The following is a 16,410-nucleotide window of genomic DNA, read 5'->3' as shown; positions in this document are numbered from 1 at the left end:
GCGCGGGCCGCTGCGTCAGTCGAACTGACGGAAATCCGGCTTGCGCTTCTCGAAGAACGCGGTCATCGCCTCGCGCGCTTCCGGCGCGCGCAGCATCGCGGAGAAGTGGCCGGCTTCCTCGGCCATCCGCGCGGCAACCGCGACCCCGCCCGTATCCTTCAACAGCGCCTTCGTCACGCGCAGCGACGACGCCGGCAGCGCCGCGAGCTTCGCGGCCTGTTTCGCCGCGAATGCGTCGAGCTCGGCGGCCGGCAGCACGCGATTGACGATGCCGATCCGGTGCGCTTCCAGCGCATCGAACGCTTCGCCGAGCAGCAGCTTCTCGGCCGCGACCTGATGGCCGGCCAGACGCGGCAGCAGCGCGCTCGACGCGGCTTCCGGGCACAGCCCGAGCTGCGCGAACGGCAGCGAGAACGTCGCGACGTCGGCCGCGTAGACGAGGTCGCAGTGCAGCAGCATCGTCACGCCGACGCCGACCGCGACGCCCGGCACCGCGGCGACGATCGGCTTGCTTGCCTGGCTGATCCGCGCGAGAAACTGAAACACCGACGCGTTCTCGTCCTTCGGCGGCGTCTTCAGGAAATCCTCGAGATCGTTCCCCGCGCTGAAGTTGCCATCGCTGCCGCGCAGCAGGATCACGCGGATCGCCTTGTCTTCCTGCGCGTCGGCGAGCGCATCGGCCATCGTCTGGTACATCGCCGCCGTCAGCGCGTTCTTCTTCGCCGGGCGTGCGATCGTGATCGTCATCACGCCGTCGGCGCGTTCCACTTGAATTTCGGCCACAACCGTCTCCTTTGACTTCCTCTACCGGAATGAAAAAACGGTGCGCGAGCTTGTGGCCCGCGCACCGTCGTCGCTTGTCGTCGCGTCCCGCTTACAGGCGTTCGATGATGCCCGCCGCACCCATGCCGGTGCCGACGCACATCGTGACCATCCCGTACTTCAGGTTGCGGCGGCGCAGGCCGTGCACGACGGTCGCCGCGCGGATCGCGCCGGTCGCACCGAGCGGGTGGCCGAGGGCGATCGCGCCGCCGACCGGGTTGACCTTCGACGGGTCGAGGCCGAGATCGCGGATCACCGCCAGCGACTGCGCGGCAAATGCCTCGTTCAGCTCGATCCAGTCGAGATCGTCCTGCTTCAGGCCCGCGGCCTTCAGCGCGGCCGGAATCGCTTCCTTCGGACCGATGCCCATGATTTCGGGCGGCACGCCGCGCACCGCGAAGCTCACGAAGCGCGCGAGCGGCGTCAGGTTGAATTCCTTGAGCACCTTCTCCGACACGACGAGCAGCGCACCCGCGCCGTCCGACGTCTGCGAGCTGTTGCCGGCCGTGACCGAGCCCTTGTTCGCGAACACCGTGCGCAGCTTCGCGAGGCCTTCGAGCGACGTATCCGCGCGCGGACCTTCGTCGAGCGCGATCTCGCGCGTCTTCACGTCGACTTCGCCCGTCGCGAGGTTCGGGAAACGCTCGGTGAGCGTGTACGCGGCGATTTCGTCGCCGAACTCGCCGGCCTGCTGCGCGGCGAGCGCCTTGCGGTGCGATTCGACCGAGAACGCGTCCTGGTCTTCGCGGCTCACCTTCCACTGCTCGGCGACGCGCTCGGCGGTCAGGCCCATCCCGTACGCGATGCCGAAGTCTTCGCTGCGATCGAAGATGTGCGGCGACATCGACGGCTTGTTGCCCATCATCGGCACCATGCTCATCGATTCGCAGCCGCCCGCGAGCATTGCGTCGGATTCGCCGACGCGGATGCGGTCGGCCGCCATCGCCAGCGCCGTGATGCCCGACGCGCAGAAGCGGTTGACCGTCACGCCGCCGACCGTCTGCGGCAGGCCCGCGAGCAGCGCGCCCATCCGCGCGACGTTCAGGCCCTGCTCGGCTTCCGGAATCGCGCAGCCGATGATCGCGTCCTCGATCAGCTTCGTGTCGAAGCCGGGCACCTGCGCGACCGCCGACCTGATCGCGTGAACCAGCAGCTCGTCGGGGCGCGTGTTCTTGAAGACACCGCGCGGGGCCTTGCCGATCGGGGTGCGGCTGGCGGCGACGATGTATGCATCTTGCAGTTGTTTGCTCATTTGAAACTCCTTGGCCTGTCGACCAGAGTTGGCGCTTCAGCGCTTACTCTGGTCCCATGCTATGCACTCGCTCACTCAGTTGCGCACCGGCTTGCCGGTCTGCAACATGCCCATGATCCGTTCCTGCGTCTTCTGCGTGCCGAGCAGCTCGACGAACGCACGGCGCTCGAGCGCGAGCAGCCACTGCTCGTCGACGAGGCTGCCGGCTTCGACGTCGCCGCCGCACACGGCTTCGGCGATGCGGCTCGCGATCAGGTAGTCGTGATCGCTGATGAAGCGGCCGTCACGCATGTTGACGAGCGATGCCTTGATCGTCGCGATCGCCGAGCGGCCCGCCACCGGCACGTCCTTCGCGCGCAGCGGCGCGCGATAGCCGACGGCGGCCAGCGCACGCGCTTCCTTCTTCGCGGTGTCGAGCAGTTCGAACACGTTGAAGACGATCGTGTCGGACGGCTTCAGGTAGCCCATCGCGCGCGCATCGTGCGCCGACGACGACACCTTCGCCATCGCCGCGTTCTCGAACGACTTCGTGACGAACTTCAGGATGTCGGTGGTCGCGTTCGCGGCCGTTGCCGCCTCCGCCGCGCGCAGCGCCGCTTCCTTCAGGCCGCCGCCCGCCGGCACGAGGCCGACGCCCACTTCGACGAGACCGATGTAGCTCTCGACGTGCACGACGCGCTTCGCGCTGTGCAGCATCAGCTCGCAACCGCCGCCGAGCGCGATGCCCGACACGGCCGCGACGACCGGCACGTTCGCGTACTTCACGCGCAGCATGCCTTCCTGGAACTTCTTCACGAACGGCTCGATGCCCTTCGCGCCGCCCATCATGAACGCGGGCATCGCCTCTTCGAGGTTCGCGCCGGCCGAGAACGGGCCGCCCGGCGTGCCGAGCTTCAGCGACGTCGGCTGCCAGATCACCACGCCCTTGTAATCCTTCTCCGCGAGTTCGATCGCCTGCACGAGGCCGTCGATCACGCTCGGCCCGATCGTGTTCATCTTCGACTTGAACGACACGATCACGACGTCGTCCTCGCCCGCGCGATCATCGACCCACGCACGCACCGCGTCGGTTTCGAACAGCGTCTTGCCGTACGACTTCGGGTCGGCGCCGGTTTCGCCGATGAGCGGCGCGCGGAACACCTGCCTGCCGTAGACGGCCAGGTCGGAACGCGGCACGAAGCGCTTCGACGCCGGCGCCCACGAGCCTTCGGCCGTGTGCACGCCGCCCTGCTCGGCGACCGGGCCTTCGAGCACCCACGACGGCAGCGGCACGTTCGCGAGCGCCTTGCCGGCCGCGATGTCTTCCTGCACCCACTCGGCGACCTGCTTCCAGCCGGCGGCCTGCCAGCCTTCGAACGGGCCTTCGTTCCAGCCGAAGCCCCAGCGGATCGCGAGGTCGACGTCGCGCGCGTTGTCGGCGATCGACTCGAGGTGCACGCCGATGTAGTGGAACACGTCACGGAAGATCGACCACAGGAACTGCGCGTGCGGATGATCCGTTTCACGCAGCAGCTTCAGGCGCTCCGCCGGCGGGCGCTTCAGGATGCGGCCGACGGTTTCGTCCGCCTTCGCGCCCGCATCCACGTAGGTGCCCGTCTTCGCGTCGAGCACCTTGATCGCCTTGCCTTCCTTCTTGTAGAAACCACCGCCCGTCTTCTGGCCGAGCGCGCCCTGCTTCACCAGCTCGGCGAGCACGGCAGGCGTCTGGTAGACCGGGAAGAACGGATCGTCGGCGAGGTTGTCCTGCATCGTCTTGATCACGTGCGCCATCGTGTCGAGGCCGACCACGTCCGCGGTGCGGAACGTCGCCGACTTCGCGCGGCCGAGGCGGCTGCCCGTCAGATCGTCGACTTCGTCGAAGCGCAGGCCGAACTTCGCGGCCTCGGTGATCACCGCGAGGATCGAGAAGATGCCGACGCGGTTCGCGATGAAGTTCGGCGTGTCCTTCGCGCGCACGACGCCCTTGCCGACGATGCTCGTCAGGAACGTTTCGAGCTGGTCGAGGATGTCGGCACGCGTATGCGCGGTCGGGATCAGCTCGACCAGGTGCATGTAGCGCGGCGGGTTGAAGAAGTGCACGCCGCAGAAGCGCGACTTCAGTTCGTCCGAGAAACCTTCGGACAGCTTCGTGATCGACAGGCCCGACGTGTTGGTCGCGAAGATCGCATTCGGCGCGATGTGCGGCGCGACCTTCTTGTACAGGTCGTGCTTCCAGTCCATCCGCTCGGCGATCGCTTCGATCACGACGTCGCATTCGGCGAGCTTCGCGATGTCGTCCTCGTAGTTCGCGGCTTCGAGGTATTTCGCGTCGTCCTTCACGCCGAACGGCGCGGGCGACAGCTTCTTCAGGTTCTCGATCGCCTTCAGCGCGATCGCGTTCTTCGGGCCTTCCTTGGCCGGCAGGTCGAACAGCAGCACCGGCACGCGCGCGTTGACGAGGTGGGCGGCGATCTGCGCGCCCATCACGCCGGCGCCCAGCACGGCGACCTTGCGAATCAGGAAATTGCTCACGGGATGTCTCCGGATAGTGTCGTGCAGCGCGGGTTGTAAGGGCTGCACGGCGAAGTGAGTACCAGGAACCGTTGCGTCGGGGCGGCGCGCGGCGCGCACCGCCCCGACTCGCGTCAGAACAGCGATTCGTCGACTTCCATCAGCGTCTTCGAACCGGCGCGCGCGGCGCGGATCGTCGCTGCCGTCTCGGGCAGCAGGCGCGCGAAGTAGAAGCGGGCCGTCGCGAGCTTCGACTTGTAGAACGGGTCGCCCGACGCTTCCTTGTCGAGGGCGAGGCGCGCCATGCGCGCCCAGAAGTACGAGAACACCAGATGGCCGACGGTGCGCAGGTACGGCACGGCGGCGGCGCCGACTTCGTCCGGGTTCTGCATCGCCTTCATGCCGATTTCCATCGTCAGCTTCTGCACCTTGTCGCCGATGTCGGCGAGCGGGTTGATGAACTCGGCCATCTCCGGCTTCACGCCTTCGGCTTCCGCAAATTCGGTGACGAGCTTGCCGAACTTCTTCAGCTTCGCGCCCATGTCGCCGAGCACCTTGCGGCCCAGCAGGTCGAGCGACTGGATCGAGTTCGTGCCTTCGTAGATCATGTTGATCCGCGCGTCGCGCACGTACTGCTCCATGCCCCATTCGGAGATGAAGCCGTGGCCGCCGTAGATCTGCATGGCGTGGTTGGTCGACTCGAACGCGTTGTCGGTCAGGAACGCCTTGATGATCGGCGTGAGCAGCGCGACGAGGTCGGCCGCTTCCTTGCGCACCGCTTCGTCACCGTGCGACAGTTCCTTGTCGATCTGCAGCGCGGACCAGTACGTGAAGGCGCGCGCGCCTTCCGCGTAGGCCTTCTGCGTGAGCAGCATGCGGCGCACGTCCGGGTGCACGATGATCGGGTCGGCCGGCTTGTCCGGTGCCTTCGGGCCCGTCAGCGAGCGCATCTGCAGGCGTTCCTTCGCGTACGTCAGCGAATTCTGGTAGGCGACTTCCGTCAGGCCCAGGCCCTGCATGCCGACGCCGAGACGCGCGGCGTTCATCATCACGAACATCGCGTTGAGGCCCTTGTTCGGCTCGCCGACCATCCAGCCCTTCGCGTTGTCGAGGTTCATCACGCACGTCGAGTTGCCGTGGATGCCCATCTTGTGCTCGATCGAGCCGCACTTGATGCCGTTGCGCTCGCCCGGCTCGCCCGCGGCGTCCGGCACGAACTTCGGCACGATGAACAGCGAGATCCCCTTCGTGCCTTGCGGCGCGTCCGGCAGGCGCGCGAGCACGAGGTGGACGATGTTCTTCGACATGTCGTGCTCGCCGCTCGAGATGAAGATCTTCGTGCCGCTGATCGAGTACGAGCCATCGCCGTTCGGCTCGGCCTTGGTGCGCAGGATGCCGAGGTCGGTGCCGCAGTGCGGCTCGGTCAGGCACATCGTGCCCGTCCATTCGCCCGACACGAGCTTCGGCAGATATTGCTGCTGCAGTTCCGGCGCGCCGTGCGCGTGCAGGCATTCGTAGGCGCCGTGCGACAGGCCCGGATACATCGTCCATGCCTGGTTCGCCGAGTTCAGCATTTCGTAGAGCGCGTTGTTCACGAACGCGGGCAGGCCCTGGCCGCCGTAGTCCGGATCGCAGCCGAGCGCCGGCCAGCCGGCCTCGACGTACTGCCGATACGCTTCCTTGAAGCCGGTCGGGGTCTTCACGACGCCGTCGCCTTCATACGTGCAGCCTTCGCGGTCGCCGACCTGGTTCAGCGGGAACAGTACCTCGGAGCAGAACTTGCCCGCCTCCTCGAGAACCTGGTTGATCGTGTCGGCGTCGAGGTCCGCATGCCGCGGCATTTGCTTGACCTCGGCTTCGACGTTCAGAAGCTCGTGCAACACGAATTGCATGTCGCGCAGCGGCGCGGCGTACTGTCCCATGACTCTCTCCAAAGGTGGGCAAAACGGCTCGAGCTCCTGGCGGGCGGTTCACGCGCCGCTAACGGCTCTCGCTCTGATACGAAACGATCGTCTTTTCCAGCGCGGCCCACGTGAGGCGCACGGCATCCGGCGAATGCAGGAATCGTGCGTCGTGATGCAAACCGAGCGTGAAGCTGTACAACTCGAAGAGCATCAGGTCCGGATCGGTATCCGCACGCAGATGGCCTTCTTCCTTCGCCTGCGAAATGGCACGCAGCATCGCGGCACGCCAGGCCGTCACGCTTGCGATCAACTGCTCGCGCACGGGGCTGTCAGGCCGGTCGTCGTACTCGACGGCTCCGCTGATGTAGATGCATCCGGTCGTCACCTCCTGGATGCGCTTCTCCGTCCAGCGAGCCAGCATCGCCCGAAGGCGCGGCAAGCCTCGCGGCTCGCGCAGGCTCGGAAAGAACACCTCGTTTTCGAAACGATGGTGATATTCGCGGACGACCTCGACCTGGAGGTCTTCGCGCGATCCGAAGTGCGCGAACACACCGCTCTTGCTCATCTGCATGCGCTCGGCCAGCAGGCCGATCGTCAGCCCCTCCAGCCCGTCACGGCTGGCGAGGTCCAAAGCAGCTTCGAGTATCGCGGCACGCGTCTGTTCGCCTTTTCGCATAGCTTTTTCTTAACCGTTCGGGGGGTCGAATAAAATCGAACGGCCGTACTATTATTGAGTGCGGCCGCTCGCGAAACAAGGAAATTATTAGAAACCGGTGTCTAACCGAGCCGCTATTTTGCGCGATTCCGGCGGGGCCGGAGCGGCTTTTCCGCACGAACGTGCGGACAGATTTTTGAAGCGAATGCTTAGTCGTAACCGCCGACTGTCAACGCCTTCATCACGACGCGGTACGTGTTGTACGCAAGCCAGTTCAGCATACGCTCGATGCGCGGCCGGGCGGCGTACCGGGTGGCGTCGATTTCGCGGCCTTCGGCGAATGCGATCGTGATCGCGTCGCGCAGCTCGTTGGTGAGCGCATCGTAGCGCACCAGCACGACATTGGCCTCATTGTTGAGCATCAGGCTCAGCGCGTCCAGATTCGACGAACCGACCGTCGCCCAGTTGTCGTCGATCACCGCGACCTTGCCGTGCAGGATCGTCTTGTCATATTCCGCCACGCGCACGCCCGCGCGCAGCAGTGCGTGATAGAGGAACGGCACGGCCGTATCGAGCGCCGTGAACTCCTTGCGGCCGATCAGGATCCGCACGTCGACGCCGCGCCGCGCGGCGCCCGTCAGCGCACGGCGCAGCTTGCGGCCCGGCATGAAATACGGGTTCGCGAGCAGGATCCGCTGACGCGCCTGGCCGATCGCGGCGAGATACGCCTTCTCGATCGCGCGGCGGTTCACGACGTTGTCGCGCGCGACGAACGCGACGCTCGGCTCGGTAACGACCCGCAGCGCGCCGGCCTTGATCCATCGGTGGCTGCGCATCCAGCGCCGGAACATGTCCGGGAACGCTTCGCCGCCGTGCAGGCCGGCCGCGTACTGCGCGTACGGCTTGTGGCCGAACTGGATGCGGTGCCACTGCAGCTCGAACGCGGCGCGCACGTCCGACACCGCCGGCCCGGCCATCTCGACCGCGAAATCCCAGCGCGGATACGGCAGCGTCGCGCTGCCCTGCGTGAAGTCGTCGACGATATTGATGCCGCCGCAGTACGCGACCGCATGATCGATCACCGCGAGCTTGCGGTGCGTGCGCGAAAAGCCGAAGCGGCCGAACAGGAAGCGGTTGTAGATGCAGTGCTCGACGCCGGCGTCGGCCCACGTGTCGAACAGCGGCAGGCGCGCGGTGCCGATGCCGTCGGTGATCACGCGCACGCGCACGCCGCGCTGCGCCGCGCGGATCAGCGCATCCGACACCGGGCGGCCGGCCGCATCGTCGCAGAAGATGTAGGTTTCGAGCATCACCTGCTCGCGCGCCGCATCGATCCGCTCGATCAGCGCGTGGAAGAATTCGCCGCCGGTCGTGCACAACCGCACCGTGTTGCCGGCCGTGAACGCGAGCCGCGACGCGGAGCCGCGTTCCTGCAGGAACATCTGCCGCAATTGCGCGAAGCGCTTGCGGGTTTCCGCATTCATGCGGACGAACCGTGCGGCGCCCGCGCGAGCGACGCGCGCACGGGCAGTTGCAGGATCGCCTCGGCGTTCGACGGCGAGTAGCAGCGCGCGGCCGCTTCGCGGTACGGCAGCCACGCATGGTCGACATGCTCGCGCGGCGACAGCGTCACGTCGACGCGGTGCGGCACGCACAGGCCGAACCAGTGCTCGACGTTGCGCGTGACGCCCGGCGCATAGCGATGCAGGTATTGCGGATAGATCGTGTATTCGATCCGGTGGTGCCAGTCGATCAGCGCGGAGGCCGGCACGTCGTGCGTACCGACCAGGATGCCGGTTTCCTCGGCGACTTCGCGCGCGGCGGTGAGCGCGAGCGGCTCGTCGAGCGCGTCCTTCGATCCGGTCACCGATTGCCAGAAATCGGGCTGGTCGGCACGCTTGATCACCAGCACGTCGAGTTCGGGCGTGTAGATCACGACGAGAACGGATTCGGGAATTTTCGGCGGCTTCGTCATCTTTGTTTCATGCGACACAGGGCCGTGCGCCGGGCCTGTGCCCGAACGTGCGGCAAGTGGTGCGACTGTACCGCAAAAAACGAAACAGGCGCATCGCGGCGCCTGTTTCGTTGGGGTGTCGTGCGCGCGTCGCCGCGCGCACGACCTGCGACAGGCGTTACGCCTTCGGCTGTTCCGGCTGACGCAAACGGATGTGCAGTTCGCGCAGCTGACGCTCGTCGACCGGGCTCGGCGCCTGCGTGAGCAGATCCTGCGCACGCTGCGTCTTCGGGAACGCGATCACGTCGCGGATCGAGTCGGCACCGGCCATCATCGTGACGATGCGGTCGAGACCGAACGCGATACCGCCGTGCGGCGGCGCGCCGTACTGCAGCGCGTCCAGCAGGAAGCCGAACTTCAGCTGCGCTTCTTCCGCACCGATCTTCAGCGCGCGGAACACCTTGCTCTGCACTTCCTCGCGGTGGATACGCACCGAGCCGCCGCCGATTTCCCAGCCGTTCAGCACCATGTCGTAGGCCTTCGCGAGGCAGCGGCCCGGATCGGTCTCGAGGTATTCGAGGTGCTCGTCCTTCGGGCTCGTGAACGGGTGGTGCGCCGCGACGTAGCGCGCGTCTTCGTCGTCGTATTCGAACATCGGGAAATCGACGACCCACAGCGGCTTCCAGCCGGCCTGGACGAGGCCGTTCGCCTTGCCGAATTCCGAATGGCCGATCTTCAGGCGCAGCGCGCCGAGGCTGTCGTTGACGACCTTCGCGCGGTCGGCCGCGAAGAAGATGATGTCGCCGTCTTCAGCACCGGTGCGCTCGAGGATCGCCGCGATCGATGCGTCGTGCAGGTTCTTGACGATCGGGCTCTGCAGGCCGTCGCGGCCCTTCGCCTTCTCGTTGACCTTGATCCATGCGAGGCCCTTCGCGCCGTAGATGCGCACGAATTCCGTGTAGCCGTCGATGTCGCCGCGCGACAGCTCGCCGCCCTTCGGCACGCGCAGCGCCGCGACACGGCCGTCCTTCGCGTTGGCCGGCGTGCTGAACACCTTGAAGTCGACGTCCTTCATCGCGTCGGTCAGCTCGGTGAATTCGAGCTGCACGCGCAGGTCCGGCTTGTCCGAACCGAAACGCGCCATCGCTTCCGAGTACGGCATCACCGGGAATGTCGCGTCGAGTTCGACGTCGATCGTCGTCTTGAAGATGTGACGGATCATGTCTTCGAACAGGTCACGGATTTCCTGCTCGCCGAGGAACGACGTCTCGCAGTCGATCTGCGTGAATTCCGGCTGGCGGTCGGCGCGCAAGTCTTCGTCGCGGAAGCACTTGGTGATCTGGTAGTAACGGTCGAAGTTCGCGACCATCAGCAGCTGCTTGAACAGCTGCGGCGACTGCGGCAGCGCGAAGAACTGGCCCGCGTTCACGCGCGACGGCACGAGGTAGTCGCGCGCGCCTTCCGGCGTGCTCTTCGTCAGCATCGGCGTTTCGATGTCGATGAAGCCCTGCTCGTCGAGGTACTTGCGCGCTTCGATCGCGACGCGGTAGCGCAGGCGCAGGTTGTGCTGCATCTGCGGACGGCGCAGGTCGAGCACGCGGTGCGTGAGGCGCGTCGTTTCCGACAGGTTGTCGTCGTCGAGCTGGAACGGCGGCGTGACCGACGCATTCAGCACGTTCAGTTCGTGACACAGCACTTCGATCTTGCCGCTCTTCAGGCCGGCGTTGACCGTGCCTTCCGGACGGTTGCGCACGAGACCCTTGATCTGCACGCAGAACTCGTTGCGCACGCCTTCGGCGGTCGCGAACATTTCCGCGCGATCCGGGTCGCACACCACCTGCACGAGGCCTTCACGATCGCGCAGGTCGATGAAGATCACACCGCCGTGATCGCGGCGGCGCTGCACCCAGCCGCACAGCGACACGGTTTGGCCCAGCAGGTGTTCGGTCACGAGACCGCAGTATTCAGTACGCATCGACATGATGTTTGCTTTCGTTCGGTTTGATCAACGGGTGCCGCAATGCGCGGCCCGGGCGATGATTCTTTACTTACAGCGGCGGCTCGACAGGGCGGCGGGCGGGCACCGGAGCCGGCGCCGAAGGCGCCACGACGCCCATCGAGACGATGTACTTGAGCGCGGCATCGACCGACATGTCGAGTTCGATGACTTCGCTCTTCGGGAGCATCAGGAAGAAGCCCGACGTCGGGTTCGGTGTCGTGGGCACGTACACGCTCACGTACTCTTCCGTCAGATGGTTGACCACGTCGCCGCCGGGCGCGCCGGTCAGAAACGCGATCGTATACGAGCCGCGACGCGGGTATTCGATCAGCAGCGCCTTGCGGAATGCGTTGCCGCTGCTCGACAGCAGCGTGTCCGACACCTGCTTGACGCTCGTGTAGATCGGCCCGACGACCGGGATGTGACGCACGACCGCGTTCCACCACGTGACGAGCTTCTGGCCGATGAAGTTCTGCGTGGCCAGCCCGACGACGAAGATGAACGCGAGCGTCAGTACCGCGCCGATCCCCGGCAGGCGGAAGCCGAGCATCCGCTCCGGCTGCCATGATTCGGGCAGCAGCAGCAGCGTCTGGTCCATCGTGCCGATGATGAGACCGAGCACCCACAGCGTGATCGCGAGCGGGACGAGAACCAGCAGGCCGGTCAGAAACACCGATTTCAGGGTCGTCTTTTTCATCATCTGCCGTCAATGAACCGCGCCGGAAGCGCGGTGTGGACGCGGCCCGGACGGGCCGCGACTGTCAACTGCCGGCGGCGGCCGCCGCAGCCGCAGCGCGCAGGCGGACCAGTAGGCGGCGACGGCCGCGAGCCCGAGTGCCGCGAACGTGAGCGCGGCGACGCCCGCGTGCGACTGGCCGTCGCCGTCGGGGCCGAGGATCCCTTGCGCGACGATCAGCGCGGCCGTCCAGAAGCCGATCACCGCTTGAGCGAGCATGCGCGCGCACGCCACGCGGCGCGGGCGCCCGACGGCACGCAGGCACGTCGCGGACGGCGAGCGAAGACACAGGAACAGGGTGGCGGCGAGCACGGCGGCCAGTGCGATGAACCAGTCGATGAGGAAAGCCATGAAGAAGCGGGAAGCGGACGGAGCGGATGAAAGGCTGCCCACTTTAGTGTCGGCGCGCGCGCGATTGAATCAGACGAATCCGAAATTGAAAGGCATTTTTAATCGGGAGTGGTCAGTGGCCCTGTTCCACAAGCGGTATCATCGGCATCGGTCCAACCATTCAGGCCGTGCGGCGCACGGCCGGAGATTGCTGATGAAGATGAAGACTTCGCGGGCGCGTCGCGCGCCCGGGTTCGTGCTGGCGGCCGCGGCCGTCGGTGCGGTGCTGTTGCTCGCAGGCTGCGAGAAGTCCGGCACGCCGGCCCAGCAAGCCGATACGGCCGCGAGCGCGGCCACCGATGCCGCCAACAACGCGGCCAAGGCGCTCGACCAGGTGGCGAGCACCGTCAACCAGCAGCTCAATGCCGCGAAGGCCGGCATCGCGAGTGCGGCCTCGGCCGTGCCGCCGCTGTCCGCGAGCGGCCTCGCGTCGGCCGCGCAAGCGCAGCTCGATGCGGCCGCTTCCGCGGTCGTCGCGCATGCGGCGTCCGAAGCGGGCGCGAAAATGGCGGAGGCCGGCAAGAAGCTGCAGCAGTGGAGCCAGCAGAATGCGTCCGGCGCGAAGCCTGCCAGCGGCGAGTAACCCGGCACTTGCGCAATCCGTAAAATGTAATTATAGTGGTTACACATTGTCGCCGGCTGCCGTTCGGGCCGGCGTCGTCAGGTGAGTGAGGAATGAATACCAGCAGCCGGTTCGCGTTTGCCGTTCACGTGCTTGCCTTGCTGTCGATGCAGGAAGGCGCGCCGCTGTCGTCCGACATCATCGCGGGCAGCGTGAACACGAATCCGGCGCTGATTCGCCGTCTGCTGTCGATGCTGGCGGCGGCGGGGCTGACCACGTCGCAGCTCGGCGCGGGCGGCGGTGCGCTGCTGGCGCGCGAGCCGGGCGAGATCACGCTGCTCGACGTGTATCGCGCGGTCGACGATGCGCAGTTGTTCGCATTGCATCGCGAGGCGCCGAATCCCGCGTGTCTCGTCGGGCGGCACATCCAGGGCGTGCTGATCGACTACATCGGCGATGCGCAGCGCGCGATGGAAGCGTCGCTTGCCACGCGCACGCTCGCGGACGTCACGGCCGACGTGCTCGAATCGGAGCACCGCAGCCGGCCCGCGGGAAGCGCCGGCGGGTGACAGGCAATGGATGACGCAGGGCAGGGGGCCGGACGGCGCGCACGCGCGGCGGCCGGCACGACGGAGTTTCGCTCCGTTTTTTTTCGGTCTTATATGTAATTACTTTAGTTACTTTTCTTTCTGGAGAATTGACATGACGCAACGTACCCTGAACATCGCACTGTTTGGCGCCACCGGGATGATCGGTTCGCGCATCGCCGCGGAAGCCGCGCGCCGCGGCCATCGCGTGACCGCGCTGTCGCGCCACCCGGGCGCATCCGGCGACGGCATCGTCGCGAAGGCGGCCGACCTGTTCGATGCGGCCAGCATCGCGGCCGCGCTGCCGGGTCACGACGTCGTCGCGAGCGCGTACGGTCCGAAGCAGGACGATGCCGCGAAGGTCGTCGCGGCGGCAAAGGCGCTGGTTGCCGGCACGCGTCAGGCGGGCCTGAAGCGGCTCGTGGTGGTGGGCGGCGCCGGTTCGCTCGAAGTCGCGCCGGGCAAGCAGCTGGTCGACACCGAAGGTTTCCCGGACGCGTACAAGGCGGTCGCGCTCGCGCACCGCGATGCGCTCGACTATCTGGAAACGGTCGGCGATCTCGACTGGACCTTCTTCGCGCCGGCCGCCCTGATCGCGCCGGGCGAGCGCACGGGCACGTTCCGCACGGGCGTTGGCAAGCTGATCGTGGACGCGCAGGGCAACAGCAAGATCTCGGCGGAAGACTACGCGGTCGCGTTCGTCGATGCGCTCGAGCAAGACAGCTTCGTGCGCGAGATCGCGACGGTCGCGTATTGAGCGACATCGCGGCAAGGCGGCGCCCGCGTGCCGCATTCTCCGTGAGCATCCGTGAGCATTCGTAAGCGCCCGGCTGCCAGCGCGGTCGCAACGACTTCAGGCGATTCCACCTCGACGGGTGGGATCGCCTGTTTTCATTTGGGGTGGCACTCATCGACCAGCCCGACACGCGCGGGATTCCGCGCATCGCGGCGTATCCCCAGCTGATTGGTATTTATCCCGGTCGACGCCGCGCAGCGGTTTCCATATCGTTCCCCGTCATGCACGATGTATAGAAAAAATTTCTATCTACGAAGGACTGGGGAAATGGATGCCATCGATCGCAAGCTGCTGGAGCTGTTGCAGGCAGATGCTACATTGCCGATCGCGGAACTCGCGCAGCGCGTAAATCTGTCGCAGACGCCCTGCTGGAAGCGCGTGCAGCGGCTGAAGGAAACCGGCGCGATCCGCGCGCAGGTCGCGCTGTGCGATCCACGCAAGCTCGGGGTCGGCACGACCGTGTTCGTCGCGATTCGCACGAACCAGCACACCGAGGAGTGGGCGCAGCGTTTCACTCAGGCCGTGCGCGACATGCCGGAAGTCGTCGAGGTGTACCGGATGAGCGGCGAGACCGACTATCTGCTGCGGGTCGTGGTGGCCGGCATCGACGATTACGATCGCGTCTACAAGCAGCTGATCCGCGCGGTGCCGCTGTTCGACGTGAGCTCGTCGTTCGCGATGGAGCAGATCAAGTATTCGACCGCGCTGCCGGTGCGCGATCTGTCAGAACCGGCGTAGCGCGGTCCGGCGGCTCGAACAGAGTGCGCCGTCCTCGTCATCGCGCTTAGCGGCCGCGTGCCAGCGCCCGGGCGCGTTCGTCCGCCAGCGCGTCGCGGCGCACGAACTCCGCGACGAACGGGCTGGCCGGATGATGGTGCACCGCGTACGGCGTGTCCCATTGCGCGAGCCGGCCATCCTTCATCACGCCGATCCGGTCGGCGATCGCGAACGCTTCCGCCTGGTTGTGCGTGACGAGGATCGCGGTATGACCCGTGCGCTTCAGGATGTCGCGCAGTTCGAACGCGAGCCGCTCGCGCGTATCGACGTCCAGATTCGAGAACGGCTCGTCGAGCAGCAGCAGTTCCGGCGACGGCGCGAGCGCGCGGGCGAGGGCGACGCGCTGCTGCTGGCCGCCCGACAGTTCGTGCGGATACGCGTGAGCCGCATCGGCGAGACCGACGAGTTCCAGCATGTCCGCGACGCGGGTACGCCGTTCGGCCTTCGGCATGCGCCGCAGGCCGAACGCGACGTTGTCGGCCGTGCTCAGGTGCGGAAACAGCGCGTAGTCCTGGAACATCATCCCGATGCGCCGCCGCTCGGGCGGCACGTCGAGCGACGGCGCCGCGACGGGCGTGCCGTCCAGCACGATGCGCCCCATGCGCACGGGCTCGAAACCCGCGATCGCGCGCAGCACGGTGGTCTTGCCGCAGCCCGAGGCGCCGAGCAGGCAGCCGATGTCGCCGCGCGGCAGCGCGAGGCTCAGCCCGTCGACCACCGTGCGGCGGCCGTGCGGCGTGTCGTAGGCGACGCAGAGGTCGTCGAGTTCGAGCAGGTTCACGATGTCAGGCTCCGATCTTGTGACGGGTGCGCGCGAGCAGGATCACGGGCACGAGCCCGGCCAGCACGATCGCGAGCGCGGCGACCGCGCCTTCCTCATAGGTGCCGCGCGCGGCTTCCGCATACAGCCAGGTCGCGAGCGTGTCGAAATTCAGCGGGCGCAGCAGCAGGGTCGCCGGCAGCTCCTTCATCGCGTCGACGAAGACGAGCAGGGCGCTCGTCGTGAGCGCGGGTCGCAGCAGCGGCAGGTGCACGCGGCGCAGCGTGCCGCCGGCCGTCTCGCCGAGCGAGCGCGCGGCCTGTTCGAGCGACGGCGGAATGCGCGCGAGGCCCGCTTCGATGCTGCCGGTCGAGATCGCGAGAAAGCGCACGGTGTACGCGATCACGAGCGCGGCCGCCGAACCCATCAGCAGCAGCCCGTCGCGGCCGAGCGCCGCGCCGAGCAGCCGGTCGGCCGCCGCGAACGGGATCAGCAGGCCGATGGCAAGCACGGTGCCCGGCACCGCATAGCCGAGGCATGCGATGCGTGCACACACGCGAGCAGGGCCCGCAGGTGCGCTGTCGCGCCGCGCGCGTGCCGCCCATGCGACGACGAGCCCGCAGGCAAGTGTGGTGACGGTCGCGGCGGCGGCGATCGTCAGCGTGTTCGCGAGCCCGGTCAGCAATTGCGCCGACACGCCGCCGACGAGATGCAGCCGCTTGCCGA

The 16,410-nt window shown here is 66.8% G+C and carries 16 protein-coding genes; 4 read left to right on the top strand and 12 right to left on the bottom strand.

Annotated features, from left to right (window positions below; all coding sequences use genetic code 11):
* Positions 1-15: 15 nt before the first annotated feature.
* The 10 genes from F3J14_RS18750 to F3J14_RS18705 all read right to left on the bottom strand — a co-directional run bounded on the left by F3J14_RS18750 (position 16) and on the right by F3J14_RS18705 (position 12,163).
* Complete coding sequence (locus F3J14_RS18750; RefSeq protein ID WP_166724283.1) at positions 16-783, bottom strand: enoyl-CoA hydratase; 768 nt, start codon at positions 781-783, stop codon at positions 16-18.
* A gap of 91 nt (positions 784-874) precedes the next feature.
* Positions 875-2,074, bottom strand: a complete 1,200-nt coding sequence (locus F3J14_RS18745; RefSeq protein WP_166724282.1) for an acetyl-CoA C-acyltransferase — start codon at positions 2,072-2,074, stop codon at positions 875-877.
* 75 nt (positions 2,075-2,149) lie between these two features.
* Positions 2,150-4,585 carry a 3-hydroxyacyl-CoA dehydrogenase/enoyl-CoA hydratase family protein gene (locus tag F3J14_RS18740; protein WP_166724281.1) on the bottom strand — a complete coding sequence of 812 codons (2,436 nt, stop codon included), beginning with the start codon at positions 4,583-4,585 and terminating at the stop codon, positions 2,150-2,152.
* Positions 4,586-4,698: 113 nt separating this feature from the next.
* Complete coding sequence (locus F3J14_RS18735; protein WP_166724280.1) at positions 4,699-6,486, bottom strand: acyl-CoA dehydrogenase C-terminal domain-containing protein; 1,788 nt, start codon at positions 6,484-6,486, stop codon at positions 4,699-4,701.
* A 58-nt stretch (positions 6,487-6,544) separates the two neighbouring features.
* Positions 6,545-7,144 carry a TetR/AcrR family transcriptional regulator gene (locus tag F3J14_RS18730; protein WP_006751498.1) on the bottom strand — a complete coding sequence of 200 codons (600 nt, stop codon included), beginning with the start codon at positions 7,142-7,144 and terminating at the stop codon, positions 6,545-6,547.
* A 188-nt stretch (positions 7,145-7,332) separates the two neighbouring features.
* Positions 7,333-8,607, bottom strand: coding sequence for a cardiolipin synthase ClsB (gene clsB / locus F3J14_RS18725; protein ID WP_166724279.1), 1,275 nt, complete (start codon positions 8,605-8,607; stop codon positions 7,333-7,335).
* Positions 8,604-9,098: a dihydroneopterin triphosphate diphosphatase gene (gene nudB, locus F3J14_RS18720; RefSeq protein ID WP_166724278.1), complete on the bottom strand. Its 495-nt coding sequence runs from the start codon at positions 9,096-9,098 to the stop codon at positions 8,604-8,606. The genes clsB and nudB overlap by 4 nt, the downstream gene beginning before the upstream one ends.
* A 157-nt stretch (positions 9,099-9,255) precedes the next feature.
* Positions 9,256-11,058, bottom strand: a complete 1,803-nt coding sequence (gene aspS / locus F3J14_RS18715; RefSeq protein WP_011657896.1) for an aspartate--tRNA ligase — start codon at positions 11,056-11,058, stop codon at positions 9,256-9,258.
* Positions 11,059-11,125: 67 nt separating this feature from the next.
* Entirely contained in the window at positions 11,126-11,776 is a 651-nt protein-coding gene (locus F3J14_RS18710) for a DUF502 domain-containing protein (protein ID WP_166724277.1), read from the bottom strand.
* A gap of 6 nt (positions 11,777-11,782) precedes the next feature.
* Positions 11,783-12,163, bottom strand: a complete 381-nt coding sequence (locus tag F3J14_RS18705; protein WP_166724276.1) for a hypothetical protein — start codon at positions 12,161-12,163, stop codon at positions 11,783-11,785.
* 193 nt (positions 12,164-12,356) lie between these two features.
* On the opposite strand from F3J14_RS18705, the gene F3J14_RS18700 reads away from it, so the two are divergent.
* The 4 genes from F3J14_RS18700 (at position 12,357) to F3J14_RS18685 (ending at position 14,885) form a co-directional block, all read left to right on the top strand.
* Positions 12,357-12,785 (top strand): hypothetical protein, encoded by a 429-nt coding sequence (locus tag F3J14_RS18700; protein ID WP_166724275.1) that lies wholly within the window; start codon positions 12,357-12,359, stop codon positions 12,783-12,785.
* Positions 12,786-12,877: 92 nt separating this feature from the next.
* Positions 12,878-13,333: an Rrf2 family transcriptional regulator gene (locus F3J14_RS18695; RefSeq protein ID WP_006754319.1), complete on the top strand. Its 456-nt coding sequence runs from the start codon at positions 12,878-12,880 to the stop codon at positions 13,331-13,333.
* A 133-nt stretch (positions 13,334-13,466) separates the two neighbouring features.
* On the top strand, positions 13,467-14,108 hold the full coding sequence (locus tag F3J14_RS18690; RefSeq protein WP_166724274.1) for an NAD(P)H-binding protein: 642 nt from the start codon (positions 13,467-13,469) through the stop codon (positions 14,106-14,108).
* Between the two features lie 306 nt (positions 14,109-14,414).
* On the top strand, positions 14,415-14,885 hold the full coding sequence (locus F3J14_RS18685) for an Lrp/AsnC family transcriptional regulator (protein WP_006754321.1): 471 nt from the start codon (positions 14,415-14,417) through the stop codon (positions 14,883-14,885).
* Positions 14,886-14,931: 46 nt separating this feature from the next.
* Here the strand turns inward: F3J14_RS18685 and F3J14_RS18680 are convergent, their stop codons facing one another.
* On the bottom strand, positions 14,932-15,705 hold the full coding sequence (locus F3J14_RS18680) for an ABC transporter ATP-binding protein (protein ID WP_166724273.1): 774 nt from the start codon (positions 15,703-15,705) through the stop codon (positions 14,932-14,934).
* A 4-nt stretch (positions 15,706-15,709) separates the two neighbouring features.
* Positions 15,710-16,410, bottom strand: a 701-nt coding sequence (locus F3J14_RS18675) for an ABC transporter permease subunit (protein WP_166724272.1), incomplete at its 5' end; no start/stop codon positions are given.

Origin of the sequence: Burkholderia sp. Tr-862, from assembly GCF_011753085.1 — a bacterium.
Lineage (GTDB): Bacteria > Pseudomonadota > Gammaproteobacteria > Burkholderiales > Burkholderiaceae > Burkholderia > Burkholderia ambifaria.
This window is presented reverse-complemented; position numbering and strand designations above follow the sequence as displayed.